Genomic DNA, 12,433 nt, shown 5'->3' with positions numbered 1-12,433 from the left:
ACTATTGGACTGAGCTTGTGCGTGTGCCGTCTGCGTTGAGTATTTGCTCGCTATCTTCTTTGTAGTAAGGACCTTTTGGCCAGCTATCTAGTAAGTCGAGTACTACTTCACTGGGCCGACACAATCTAACCCCTTTGGGGCTGCAAACAATCGGGCGATTGACCAATATTGGATGCTTTATCATCGCCTCAAGAATTGCTTGATCAGAAACATTATCGGCCAGCAAACCCAGCTCGGCGGCAGGCGATTTAGTGGTCCGCAAGGCCTGTTGGGGGGTTAAGTTGGCGGCAGCAAATAACCCAAGCAGCTGCGCACGTGTCCAACCATCTTTTAGGTACTCAATCACTATCGGTGAGTAGCCAGCGTCCTGGATAATTTTAAGTACATTGCGTGAAGTGCCGCATTCGGGATTATGATAAATAACCAGCATAATATGTCCTTTAAGAAGGTTGATCAGTTACGGCAACAGCCGGAAAATGATGACGCGTTTTATTCGCAAAACGCACCAGCGCAAGCATTAAAGGAACCTCAACTAACACGCCGACGACGGTGGCTAATGCAGCACCTGATTGCAGTCCGAACAGAGCAATGGCAACCGCCACCGCTAACTCAAAAAAGTTACTGGCCGCAATCATTCCAGCCGGGGCGGCCACATTATGAGGAATACGCCACGCTTTAGCCCAGCCGTAAGCAATAGCAAATACCAATACTGTTTGGATAATAAGTGGGATAGCAATCAGTACAATATGCAGTGGATTAGCAATAATGACATCGCCTTGAAACGCAAATAACAGCACCAAGGTTATGATCAATCCAACAGGTGTAATCGAAGAAACACGCTTCAGAAACACATCGTTAAACCACGCCAAACCTCGGTGTTTAATAACCCTATTTCGCACCCAATAACCGGCTGCTAGGGGTATAACGATATACAGCAGCACCGACAACAATACTGTGTCCCAAGGCACCTGAATGTTAGAGATGCCAAGCAGTAAAACCACGATAGGGGCAAAAGCAACCAGCATAAGCAAGTCATTCACGGCGACCTGCACCAAGGTATAAGCGGCATCACCTCGGGTTAGATAGCTCCATACAAATACCATGGCCGTACAAGGTGCGGCACCTAATAAGATGGCACCGGCTAAGTATTCGCTGGCTATGGCAGCAGGTAGCAATGGTTCAAAAACCACCATGAAGAAAAACCAGGCTATTGCAAACATAGTAAAAGGTTTGATCAGCCAGTTTACAGTAGTGGTAATCACCAGTCCTTTAGGTTGCTTTCCGACGTTTTTAATAGAGCTAAAGTCGATTTGTAACATCATCGGGAAAATCATTGCCCAAATCAGTACAGCCACCGGTATTGACACTTGTGCATATTCAAAGCGCGATAAGGTTTGTGGAATCACTGGCGCAAACTGTCCTAGCAAAACGCCAGCAAGAATAGCCAAAGCTACCCAAAGAGTAAGGTAGCGCTCAAATAACCCCATGCCCTCAGAGGTGCTTGGTGCATTTTCTGATTTAACTGTTGTCATCATAATATCCTTAAATCGAGCGTTGATTGACGCGTTGACTGAGTTCATCTGCACTTTCGACACGCTCTGAATAACGATCGGTCAGGTAAGGTGTATTGTTGCGAAGTAGTAAAGTGAATTTCACCAGCTCCTCCATTACATCAACAATTCGGTTGTAGTAAGACGAGGGTTTCATACGGTTATTTTCATCGAACTCTAGATAGGCTTTGGCAACCGATGATTGGTTTGGGATGGTGAACATCCGCATCCAGCGACCCAATACCCGGAGCTGATTAACCACATTAAAAGATTGAGAACCGCCACAGACCTGCATTACAGCTAAGGTTTTCCCTTGTGTGGGGCGCACAGCACCGAGGCTGAGTGGTATCCAGTCGATTTGACTCTTGAAAGTACCTGTCATCGCGCCATGTCGTTCAGGCGAACACCAGACTTGACCTTCCGACCACACCATCAAATCACGTAATTCTTGCACTTTCGGATGCGACTCATCTGCAGTGTCAGGCTGCGGTAAACCTTCAGGATTAAAAATACGCACCTCGGCGCCCATGTGTTTGAGCAATCTTGCGCTTTCTTCAACAACCAAACGACTGAATGAACGCTGACGCAATGAGCCGTATAACAGCAAAATACGCGGTGGATGACTAGAGTCTAGGTTAGAAAAATGTTCCTGGTGAGGCACACTAATCTGCTCAGTAATAAGGTTTTCTAACTGATTATTTGTCTGCATTGTTATTGCTCTCGTTATCGCAAGCATTGCGGCTATGAATACTGTCAAACAGAGCTATTGCATCGGCAAATAGCGCTGGATTATTTTCAATTGAGCAAGTGATGACCTTGAGTGCCCAATTCGGCAAGTCAGCAGAAAAGCGGTAATACACCCACTTTCCGCGTCGCTCACTTTGCAAAATTCCACACTTGCGTAATTGCGCTAAATATTGCGACACCTTTGGTTGCTCTTGATTTAGTGCAACCTGGATCTCACACACACACGCCTCCCCCGCTCTTTGGATCAAGCAAAGGCAGGTGAGCCTATTAAGGTCTGAAAGGCATTTTAAGAACTGAATCAAATCCACTGAAATACCCCGCCGGTGCAACACATTAAGAATTTAACATATTAAAATAATTGCATACCAAGAATGAGATGTCAATAATGAAAGTGCCGACTACAAAACCCATGACCAATTCATCTGGGCTTTTATTACTGGTTCTTTAGTAAACATGAACCGTTGACCTGCATGGGCATCGATGCGATGATTCGAAGTTGTTTTTATTTATCGCTGCATGAAGGCACATATTTTGCGAATTAGTCCACCCTAGCCTCCCCCCTCCTCTATAGTCATCCAATTTGCAGATGGCTGCACCAACTGCCGCAATAGCGGCAGGCGTTTTTTTGCGTCAAAAATAACTCACAAAACTCAGTAACCCCATTTAAATGGTCGTCGCTATTAATGTTGCGGACTTGTTGTGCCTCAGTTTGGCCAGCCTTTGCGTTACTGTTTGCTTATTACAAGGTTTAATCATGTTTGAAAAAATGAAACTCGAATGGCTATCTAATATCCGCGGTGATTTACTTGCAGGTATTGTTGTCGCTCTAGCCTTAATTCCAGAGGCTATTGCGTTCTCAATCATTGCAGGCGTTGATCCAAAAGTTGGTTTGTATGCTTCGTTTTGTATTGCTGTAATTATCGCTATAGTCGGTGGGCGGCCTGGGATGATTTCTGCTGCTACCGGAGCCATGGCGTTGCTGATGGTGACCTTGGTGCGCGACCACGGACTTGAGTATCTACTTGCAGCTACTTTACTGACTGGGGTGATTCAAATTTTCGCGGGCTACCTCAAGCTTGGTAACTTAATGCGCTTTGTGTCGCGATCGGTGGTGACCGGGTTTGTAAACGCGCTCGCTATTCTTATTTTTATGGCGCAACTGCCTGAACTGACCAATGTGACTTGGCATGTTTACGCCATGACAGCCGCAGGCCTTGGGATTATTTACCTGTTCCCATATCTCCCCGTGATTGGCAAGACTATTCCTTCACCGCTTGTTTGTATTGTGCTGTTAACCACTGTCGCCATCGTGAGTGGACTTGATATACGCACCGTCGGCGATATGGGCCAATTACCGGACACCTTGCCAATATTTTTATGGCCCGAAGTGCCTTTAACATGGGAAACACTGCTAATCATCTTGCCATACTCCATTGGGTTGGCAGTAGTTGGCTTACTGGAATCCATGATGACAGCAACGATTGTTGATGATTTAACAGATACCGACAGTGATAAAAACCGTGAGTGTAAAGGTCAAGGTATTGCCAATATTGGCGCAGGACTAATGGGCGGCATGGCAGGCTGCGCTATGATTGGGCAATCTATAATTAATATTAAATCAGGCGGTAAAGGGCGCTTATCTACCTTTTCTGCCGGAGTTTTTTTGTTAATTTTAATCGTTTTCTTAGGCGATTGGCTCAAGCTGATTCCTATGGCCGCCCTAGTCGCAGTTATGATAATGGTCTCTATAGGCACCTTCTCATGGAGCTCTGTTAAAGATCTTAAAAAACACCCTCTGTCTACAAACATTGTCATGATTGCCACCGTTATAGTGGTCGTTATCACTCATAACTTAGCTATAGGTGTGTTAGTGGGTGTGCTGCTAGCAACCTTGTTCTTTGCCAATAAAATCGGTCGTTTTATGGTAGTGAAACCGCAGCAAACAGAGAACAATGTACGGGTCTATCAAGTTACTGGTCAGGTTTTCTTTGCTTCATCCGATCAGTTTGCTTCTGCATTTGATTTTAAAGAAGCCGTGGACAAGGTCGTTATTGATCTCAGTCATGCGCATTTCTGGGATATTACTGCTGTATCGTCCTTGGACAAAGTGGTTATTAAGTTCAAACGCTTAGGGGCTGATGTAGAGATTATCGGCATGACAGCCGCTACTGCCACTATTGTTGATAGGTTTGGCGTACACAATGATCCCAAAGAAGTCGAAAAACTGATGGCAGGCCATTAAGGAGAAAATAATGAACAAAATTATAACGTGTATAGACGCCTCGATTTACGCCAATGATGTTTGCACGGCAGGCATCTGGGCAGCCAAAAAGCTGAGCAAACCACTCGTATTGGTTCATGCTATTGAAAAGAGAAATACGCCAACCGTTAATGATTTTAGTGGAGCTATCGGCTTGGGCGCACGCTCTTCTTTATTGGCAGAGTTAGCATCACTTGATGCACAACATAGCAAAGTAGCTATCAAGCTAGGCAAAGATCTATTAACTCAAGCACAACAATGCGCGGCAGAGCAAGGCTGCAAACAGATTGAGCAAGTGTTACGCCATGGCTCAATAACCGATGTAATAAGTGCTTTAGAAGCAGATGCACGACTGGTGGTTATTGGTCGTGCCAGCAAGCATTTTAAAGCGCTTGGTTCCAATATCGAGCAAATAATTCGCCAAGTTCAAACACCCATTCTAATTCCTAATCAAGGCTTTACTAAACCTCAGAGCTTTATGTTGGCTTATGATGGCCGAGAAACCGCTGACAAAGCAGTGCGGCGCATCATTGATGGAGGACTGTTACACGGCATGGTTTGTCACTTGGTGACCGTTGAGAATAATAAAAAAGGCTTAAAAGAGAACTTTGAACGGGTAAGTAACCAATTAGCCGCCGCAGGTTTCACCGTTCATGCCAGTTTTTTAACCGGTAATATTTTCACGGCACTGATGGATTACAAGGCACAGAATGACGTTGACCTATTAGTGATGGGAGCTTTTTCCCACTCTAAGCTAGCCAGCATTTTCTTAGGCAGTAACACCCTAAGGATGCTAGAGCACACACAGTTACCTTTGGTTGTTCTACGGTAAGCCATTACTCTAGGATGTAGCAGTTTAGGCTTCTCATTTACTTTGGCGCGCAGCACTGGGATGCTGCCGCCTATTATATACGCCGCTAAGTCTCTAAAAGACAGAATTCCGTGGTGAGAAATATATCACGGAGTCTTGTGCAGTCTTTAGAAAATGCTTGGCACGCCACACTTTCGTAATTGCGCCAAATATTGCGAAATTTTCGGTTGCTCGAGGTTTAACGCTTCTTGAATTTCACAAACACAAGCCTCTCCCGCTCGATGGATTAAGCAAAGGCAGGTGAGCCTATTAAGGTCAGATAGGCACTTGAAAAACTGAATCAAATCCACAGCGTATGTCCTTAAAATCAACACATTCAATATTTAATATATTATAATAATTGCATGTGACAAGTTAAGTGTCAATCATAAAAGTGCCAACTGTTCAGTCGGGTACCTGCTTGCAGACTATTGGTGTAGTTGCCTCAGCAGAAGAATATATGTTGCTATTTTGTCTTCAGAATCCACTAACTGATATCCGGGGAAGTTTAAGGAGTTAATCATCTCCGTATCGATCAGAAAAACAGATAGGTGGCATAACCTGCAATCATTGCCATGGCAAAGATGACTGCTACAAACGCCGCTAAAAGCTTTAGTGTGAACAATGAGCGCAAAAGAATGAGTTCGGTCAGGCTGGCTCCGGCACTGCCGATAATCAGTGCTAGTACCGTTCCGGCGCCTACGCCTTTGGTCATCAGAGCCGCTGCCAGTGGTATGACGGCTTCGGCACGAATATACAACGGCACACCAATGATGGCGGCGATCGGAATAGCGAATGGATTGTCCGGACCAGCATACTGCTCCAATAGATCAGTGGGCATAAAACCATAGATCACGCTGCCAATCGCAATACCGATGAGCAAGTAAGGTAGTACGTCAACAAAGTCAGACCAGGCTTCCTGCCATACACCACTATACTTCCCTTTTTCCTCAATCCTGACAGAAGGTTGTTCGTCACCGCAACCACTGGACGCAGTACTTGTCTTTTCGTCAGCTCCGCAAGAAGCTGTCTTCGAAGTTGTGTCACAACTGCTGTCTCCACAACTTGATACGATCGGTGCTGCACCGCACAGGCTTGCTGATGGACTACATCCACTGTTCTCTTGTGCCGCTGTGTGTCGGACATAACGCTCGAAACCTAGCATTTGAAGCAGCCATCCGGCACCTACCGCGACCACTAAGGCGGCGAACACATAGATAGTAGTGAGTGTCCATCCAAACGTGGCAACGAGTAAGACGACAACGATGGGGTTCAACAACGGAGATGAGAAAAGAAATACCATCATTGGGCCAAACCCGGCACGGGCGCGAATCAAACCTTTCAACATGGGAATAGTTGAACAGCTACAGAAAGGCGTGATAGCTCCTAGACCGGCAGCTAAAAAATAGCCACGGCTACCGTTGGAACTCAGTAACGCTTCCACCTTGGATGGCGGGATATGGCGTTGAAGAACTCCGACTAGTAAGCTAATGCCAATGAATAAAACCGATAACTCGAGAGTGAGAAAGGCGAACATGCCTAGAGTGTCTTGCAGTTGAGGTGACATTTATATTTCCACGCTTCTAGTTTTGTCGAATTGAAAGACAATTTAATTGCACTTTCTTGGCCTGTCAACTATAATTCTAGAAATATCGAATCTTGTAGAGAGTTTTATGAATCACGAAAAAGTTGCAGCCAGCTTAGCTGAGCTAGGGAATAGTCACCGGCTGTCGGTGTTCCGCTTCTTGGTCAAAGCAGGTCATGATGGGGCTTCGGTCGGGGAGATCCAGAAGGAGTTGGGTATTCCCGCTTCGACGTTATCGCATCACCTTGCACGTATGGCTAAGGTGGGGCTAATCCGGCAGGAAAAACATAGCCGCACCATTGTCTGTATTCCTGAGTATGAGCATCTAGAGAGCTTGATTGGTTTTTTACAAGAAGAATGTTGTGCAGGCGTCCAGATTAGGGATGATTCAGAACAGCTTTGATGCTTGCTCTGCTCTCACTACCATTCCTAGTTAGTACCGCCACTGAAAAGTCAGGCATAAGAGGGAAGCATAAGAAGGGCTGGAGAAGATCAATCCGTCACTGAATCTTTAAAATCTCAATAATTGCAATAGGTTCTAACATTGATGCTATATAGTGGCATAGTAAATTTGGTCTGCTATTTATATTTGAGCTGACTGCGGACTCTAAGGCTGAGTGCAACACTGTTAATGTATTGATGCTTGGCCATTATCGCTCAGAGCCTTCCTCTTTTAGCATAACTTCAGTTAACACCTCTAACGGGGCATTTGAAACCGAAGCGTTTGCGTGGTCTTCTGTTCAATAAAAGCGCTATTTCATCCAACTGCAGCACCTTACCAAATTGGTCAGGTGTTGCACTCAGAATTAGAGATCGCCCTATAACTAAAATCTATCACAGCATAGCATTCAGTTAAAAAGTAAATTGGCAATATACGGCTCTCGGCCGTATACTAAACTCATCTCATCTACCAGCCCTAGGCGTTAGTGTAGAAGGAGTTACGGCCCCGTCTTCTTATGAAGGCGAGGCCAGCTTAATTTCCTCGCAACACATTGCCCTTGTACCTTTCCCAACGCTTTTGATATTTGCTGCGCTGATGATCTCTTTCAATGTAGAAAGCAGTCCACGGCAATACGTAGTCGCCCCTATCATACAAAACAACCAAATACCCTTCTGACTCTAACCAGATATGGATACGCTGATTCTTGCCCTGCGGCTCTGCCCATACTTTCAAGGCAGAATCGGTGCTGTTTTCAATAATGGATTTGGGCCAACGGATGCGCTCACAGCGGCGTATATCCGGTATTCGATCCGACTCAACATTGCCGGTCGAAGTCATATGCCAAAAAGTAGCAGACTTGCCATCATACTCAGGGTAGCGTTTTAAGCCGAGTCGCTTACCGCGAAACTCAGGTTTATTGGCAACAAAATGCTGATGAAAAACCTCATACACTGCATCAAAAAACTTTTGCCAATCACCGCCAAAATCTTGCATTAAAATCTGCTCAGGTAGCCAATCGGGTGTCATCGTAGACCACCATTAGGTGCCCAGATCATCAGGTTAAATTTTGACTCACGCAGCAAGGTATTTGATGTGAGCTTATAGCCAGAGCGCTCTTTAATACGCTCTATTAGCTTTAACTTAGCAGCGCTGGTTGCTAGGTCTCGATGTAAGTAACTCAAGGCTCCAATCAGCAAATCAGCCAACTGCAACTGCTCTGCTTCATGGGAATGAATACGTTGAATGCGAGCAATGGTCTTACGGGAAAAATCATAGGAGTTATTGCACAACACATCATGCAGTTTCTCGACTTTCTCGTGGCCTAGCGTGTCTTTAATATCAATATAGACGCGGTACTGGCTGCCCGGATCAAAAATGGTTTTGAGCATGGTGAAGTACATTTTGTAGTACCAATCATCATGGCTCTGGGCGAAACCGTTGTGATTAAGCAGGGTTTTATCTGGGATCACCAAACCGCGAAAATGTAAGTCATCGTCGTCAAAAAAGTAATCGATGTAATCCATATACAGCGCAAGCTTGCTCATGCTGACCTTGGTCCACTTAACCTCAAAATCAGCATCCATACCGTGCTTAGCTTTTATCTCACGCAGTCGTCCGGTGATTTCGTGGCGCTTACTCAGCGGACACCAAACCGCTCCGAGCACCATAGCTTTTTGGCCATCGTTTTCTAGGTGGCAGGATTCATCGCAGTACACATTATATGTTTGGGTCATAACTGCTCCTCTAACCTAGAGCCTGAACGATGAGCGCATCGGTGAGATGGACTTGGGTTTCTTGGGACTGCTGTAGGTTAGTTTTCAGCTGGTCGCAGATACTCATTAGCTCATCGACTTTTGCAACAATTCTGTGTTGTTCAGCTAATGGAGGAATGGTTATTTCAAATAACTCTAAAACTTTTTTACTTAACCCCTCAATAGCCATGCCTACTTGCCGCTCCCAAACGGTTCTCTGGAGGAGTGGCGAGCGTATACATAAATGTACAAATGGGGTCATAGCTGGATTTATCAGTCGAGCAATAGTGACATGCTGGCTAACGTTGGCCTCAGGAAAAGTATTAGGAAAAATAACTGAGCGGCCAAGAGATGCACCAGTGATATTTAAAAGAATATCTCCTGGGTAAACAACTGTGTTACTCATGCGCTGATGTGTTTCCTCAGTGATATACGCAATATCATGAGTATTTAGCCCTTCGTTCCAGACGTTTTGTGAGCGCAAAAATGGTATACCTGTTGGTACATAAGCACTTTGCCCTCCTCTTGGCGTACTACCAGATCCTAGTTTTTCAACTAATTCACCTAAGCGATAAAACTCCCAGCCTTTCGGCAGCTCAAACGGCTTTTCATCATCACCAATCGGCGGCAATGGCTTTTCTTTTTTAATCTTTTTATCTTTAATTAACTGCGCTTTTTCAGCAGCAATCTTTTCCAGCAATACTGCCGCAGGTTCATCGTTTGGATCTTGCGGTACCAGCTTACCCATCACAGCTAACTGCAGTAGGGTTTGTTTGAGTGCTTCGATGCTTTGTTCGGTGGTGAAGAGCGTAGCAAAGTGCTCAGATACCCTAGCCCAGTTTTGCGCCAGCTCGTTGGCGTCAGCGCTATCGGTTAGGGTTGCTAATAGGACTTCGACCAAGGTGGCGTGAGCATCAATACTGGTTTCGGTTTGCTGCTCGAGCTGGTCGCATAGCAGCATCAGTTCATCGACTTTGGCGACAATGCGTTGCTGCTCTTCTAAAGGAGGAATACCCAGATTTATTACATAAGCTTCATTTCTATTAAGACCTGGCTTAATCCCTTTACCTAAGCTATCAAGACCTAAAGTATGTAATTGTATAAATGAAAACTCTAAATCAATTCCTGCTGGCGGAATACAGCTATAAGCCACATCCGTAACCCAGCAGCCATCATCAAAACAAATATTTAGCGCACCTGCAGAACCCTTTCTACCTACAACAATACAAGGTGAGCTAACAGATCTCATATTATGAGAGCCTACGACTCCATTAGAACCATATACATTATATTCTCCTGTATTGCTTCGCTTAGCTTGAGGGAGGTTATTCCCATACTCTAGTGAGTATATTTCACCAAACTTAACAAGCTCCCATCCTTGAGGTAACTCAAACGGCTTTTCATCCTCGCCTATTTCAGGCAATGGCTTACTTTTTTTTACTTTGCCTTCTTTGATCAGCTTAGCTTTTTCAGCAGCTATTCTTTCTAGCAGCACCGAAGCCGGCTCATCACTAGGATCTTGCGGCACCAGCTTGCCGCGCACCGCCAACTCTAAAATCAGCTCGCGCAGCTTTTTAATCCCATACAACTCGTACTTTTTATTACTACCTCGCCCCGCCGTGGACTTAGCTAAAATTGCACTGGTCCAAATATCAATATGCTCAGTAATCAGTTGTTCTACCTTGCTCATGACTATTCGCCCTGCGCCGTGTTATCAGCGAGCGCAGCACTCAACACATCTTTGAGCTGATCACGTAACTGACTGATGCTCTGCTGTTGCTGGGCATAGCTGACAAGCAACTCATCTGGGTCGTGGTTAATCACTTCACCTTGGTGCGGATTTTTAATATCGAGGTTGAAGTTGTGCGCAATTACATCCTCAATACTGACTTTCCACGCTTGCTCATTTTCAACGCGGCTGGCAAAGCCGTCGGCTTCGCTGCCCCACCAGTCGATTTCCGCTTGAAACTCTTCAAACTTCATCGGTCTGGTTTTGCTGTAGTTCTTCACGCCTGCAGGGTATGGATGCTCATAAAACCAAATGTCTTGCGTCGGCTGGCCTTTAGTGAAAAACAACAGGTTGGTTTTAATGCCGGTGTAAGGGTTAAACACGCCATTGGGTAAACGAATAATGGTGTGCAGATTACACTCTTCGGTGAGCATCTTTTTCAGCTTGGTTTTAACACCCTCACCGAATAACGTGCCGTCTGGTAAAACCACAGCAGCACGACCTTGATCAGCCAGCAGCTCAATAATCAGCTGTAAAAATAAGTCAGCAGTTTCACGGGTTTGCAGATCGGCAGGGAAGTTTTTTTCGATGCCCTGCTCTTCCGTACCACCAAAAGGTGGGTTGGTGATGATCACATCAATATCGCTATCCCAACTGGATAAAGGCTTGCTCAGCGTGTTGTCATGACGGATTTGCACTGGCACTTCTATACCGTGCAGCATCATATTGGTGGTGCAGAGCAAATGCGGCAGTTGCTTTTTCTCAAAGCCTAAAATCTGTTGCTGCAGGATTTTATGATCCTCAGCAGTTTTCACATAGTTGTTTTTAACATGATCAAACGAGCAAGTTAAAAAGCCACCGGTACCGCAGGCCGGGTCCATAATGCGCTCGCCCAGCTTGGGATCAACGCGATCAACAATAAAACGCGTTACTGCTCGTGGCGTATAGAACTCACCGGCATTACCGGCGCTTTGTAAATCACGCAGCAACTGCTCATAGATATCACCAAACAAGTGACGCTCGCCTGAGCGGGTAAAGTCGATTTCATTGAGCTTATTAATCACTTGGCGCAGTAAGGTGCCGTTTTTCATGTAGTTGTAGGCATCGCTCAAGCCTTGACGCACCACAAAGCCACGCGGATTGGTATCAATGGGCGCAACAAGATTTTTTAGATCAGTAAACAGCTGGTCATTAATAAAACTGAGTAACTCATCACCGGTCATGCCCTCAGCATCGGCTGCCCAATTGCGCCAAAGGTACTTTTCTGGAATGGGTGCGGTGTAGTTATCTTGCTCAAACTCTAGCGCTTCTTCTTGCGCATCAAACACTTTAAGAAAAAGCAGCCACGATAATTGGCCCAATCGCTGAGCATCACCATCCACGCCGGCATCTTGGCGCATGATATCTTGAATAGATTTGATAACGGAACTGATCGACATGTGTTTCTCTTTTAAATGGGTGTTTCAAATAAAGTAAGCCCCAATACGGGGCTTGAATACATAAAACCCGGCGTGCTTGC

The 12,433-nt window shown here is 45.4% G+C and carries 13 protein-coding genes; 3 read left to right on the top strand and 10 right to left on the bottom strand.

Features of this window, described 5'->3' with window-relative positions:
• Position 1: 1 nt before the first annotated feature.
• From arsC to AKN87_RS12170, 4 genes are read right to left on the bottom strand one after another with little or no spacing between them, the layout of a single operon-like run.
• Complete coding sequence (gene arsC, locus AKN87_RS11120; protein WP_053103468.1) at positions 2 to 430, bottom strand: arsenate reductase (glutaredoxin); 429 nt, start codon at positions 428 to 430, stop codon at positions 2 to 4.
• A 10-nt stretch (positions 431 to 440) separates the two neighbouring features.
• Positions 441 to 1,532: an ACR3 family arsenite efflux transporter gene (arsB, locus tag AKN87_RS11115; protein ID WP_053103467.1), complete on the bottom strand. Its 1,092-nt coding sequence runs from the start codon at positions 1,530 to 1,532 to the stop codon at positions 441 to 443.
• Positions 1,533 to 1,542: 10 nt separating this feature from the next.
• Positions 1,543 to 2,259: an arsenical resistance protein ArsH gene (gene arsH, locus AKN87_RS11110; protein WP_053103466.1), complete on the bottom strand. Its 717-nt coding sequence runs from the start codon at positions 2,257 to 2,259 to the stop codon at positions 1,543 to 1,545.
• Positions 2,246 to 2,605, bottom strand: coding sequence for an ArsR/SmtB family transcription factor (locus tag AKN87_RS12170; protein WP_080995558.1), 360 nt, complete (start codon positions 2,603 to 2,605; stop codon positions 2,246 to 2,248). The genes arsH and AKN87_RS12170 overlap by 14 nt, the downstream gene beginning before the upstream one ends.
• A gap of 446 nt (positions 2,606 to 3,051) precedes the next feature.
• Here AKN87_RS12170 and AKN87_RS11100 point away from each other — a divergent pair, with 446 nt between their 5' ends.
• The gene (locus AKN87_RS11100; protein WP_053103465.1) at positions 3,052 to 4,539 is read left to right on the top strand and encodes a SulP family inorganic anion transporter; all 1,488 of its coding nucleotides are present in this window, start codon (positions 3,052 to 3,054) and stop codon (positions 4,537 to 4,539) included.
• Between the two features lie 10 nt (positions 4,540 to 4,549).
• Positions 4,550 to 5,389, top strand: coding sequence for a universal stress protein (locus tag AKN87_RS11095; protein WP_053103464.1), 840 nt, complete (start codon positions 4,550 to 4,552; stop codon positions 5,387 to 5,389).
• 146 nt (positions 5,390 to 5,535) lie between these two features.
• Here the strand turns inward: AKN87_RS11095 and AKN87_RS12165 are convergent, their stop codons facing one another.
• Positions 5,536 to 5,718 (bottom strand): ArsR/SmtB family transcription factor, encoded by a 183-nt coding sequence (locus tag AKN87_RS12165; RefSeq protein WP_080995557.1) that lies wholly within the window; start codon positions 5,716 to 5,718, stop codon positions 5,536 to 5,538.
• Positions 5,719 to 5,942: 224 nt separating this feature from the next.
• Entirely contained in the window at positions 5,943 to 6,974 is a 1,032-nt protein-coding gene (locus AKN87_RS11090; RefSeq protein WP_053103463.1) for a permease, read from the bottom strand.
• 106 nt (positions 6,975 to 7,080) lie between these two features.
• Between AKN87_RS11090 and AKN87_RS11085 the strand changes: the two genes are divergently transcribed.
• On the top strand, positions 7,081 to 7,395 hold the full coding sequence (locus AKN87_RS11085) for an ArsR/SmtB family transcription factor (RefSeq protein WP_053103462.1): 315 nt from the start codon (positions 7,081 to 7,083) through the stop codon (positions 7,393 to 7,395).
• 570 nt (positions 7,396 to 7,965) lie between these two features.
• On the opposite strand, the gene AKN87_RS11080 is transcribed toward AKN87_RS11085, so the two are convergent.
• From AKN87_RS11080 to AKN87_RS11065, 4 genes are all read right to left on the bottom strand, one after another.
• A complete protein-coding gene (locus AKN87_RS11080) occupies positions 7,966 to 8,460 on the bottom strand; it encodes a hypothetical protein (protein WP_053103461.1) in 495 nt (164 codons plus the stop codon).
• Positions 8,457 to 9,167, bottom strand: coding sequence for a DUF3800 domain-containing protein (locus AKN87_RS11075; protein WP_053103460.1), 711 nt, complete (start codon positions 9,165 to 9,167; stop codon positions 8,457 to 8,459). Before AKN87_RS11075 ends, AKN87_RS11080 begins: the two co-directional genes overlap by 4 nt.
• Positions 9,168 to 9,177: 10 nt before the next feature.
• Entirely contained in the window at positions 9,178 to 10,773 is a 1,596-nt protein-coding gene (locus AKN87_RS11070) for a restriction endonuclease subunit S (RefSeq protein WP_456243164.1), read from the bottom strand.
• A gap of 104 nt (positions 10,774 to 10,877) precedes the next feature.
• The gene (locus AKN87_RS11065) at positions 10,878 to 12,353 is read right to left on the bottom strand and encodes an N-6 DNA methylase (protein WP_053103458.1); all 1,476 of its coding nucleotides are present in this window, start codon (positions 12,351 to 12,353) and stop codon (positions 10,878 to 10,880) included.
• Between the last annotated feature and the right edge of the window lie 80 nt (positions 12,354 to 12,433).

It is taken from the genome of Thiopseudomonas alkaliphila (assembly GCF_001267175.1).
Classification (GTDB): Bacteria; Pseudomonadota; Gammaproteobacteria; order Pseudomonadales; family Pseudomonadaceae; genus Oblitimonas; species Oblitimonas alkaliphila.
This window is presented reverse-complemented; position numbering and strand designations above follow the sequence as displayed.

Excerpts from the sequence above, each read along its gene's own strand:
- arsB (WP_053103467.1), bottom strand. The coding sequence starts at position 1,532 with ATGACAACAGTTAAATCAGAAAATGCACCAAGCACCTCTGAGGGCATG.
- AKN87_RS11065 (WP_053103458.1), bottom strand. The coding sequence starts at position 12,353 with ATGTCGATCAGTTCCGTTATCAAATCTATTCAAGATATCATGCGCCAA.
- AKN87_RS11100 (WP_053103465.1), top strand. The coding sequence starts at position 3,052 with ATGTTTGAAAAAATGAAACTCGAATGGCTATCTAATATCCGCGGTGAT.
- arsH (WP_053103466.1), bottom strand. The coding sequence starts at position 2,259 with ATGCAGACAAATAATCAGTTAGAAAACCTTATTACTGAGCAGATTAGT.
- AKN87_RS11080 (WP_053103461.1), bottom strand. The coding sequence starts at position 8,460 with ATGACACCCGATTGGCTACCTGAGCAGATTTTAATGCAAGATTTTGGC.
- AKN87_RS11090 (WP_053103463.1), bottom strand. The coding sequence starts at position 6,974 with ATGTCACCTCAACTGCAAGACACTCTAGGCATGTTCGCCTTTCTCACT.
- AKN87_RS11075 (WP_053103460.1), bottom strand. The coding sequence starts at position 9,167 with ATGACCCAAACATATAATGTGTACTGCGATGAATCCTGCCACCTAGAA.
- AKN87_RS11095 (WP_053103464.1), top strand. The coding sequence starts at position 4,550 with ATGAACAAAATTATAACGTGTATAGACGCCTCGATTTACGCCAATGAT.
- arsC (WP_053103468.1), bottom strand. The coding sequence starts at position 430 with ATGCTGGTTATTTATCATAATCCCGAATGCGGCACTTCACGCAATGTA.
- AKN87_RS11085 (WP_053103462.1), top strand. The coding sequence starts at position 7,081 with ATGAATCACGAAAAAGTTGCAGCCAGCTTAGCTGAGCTAGGGAATAGT.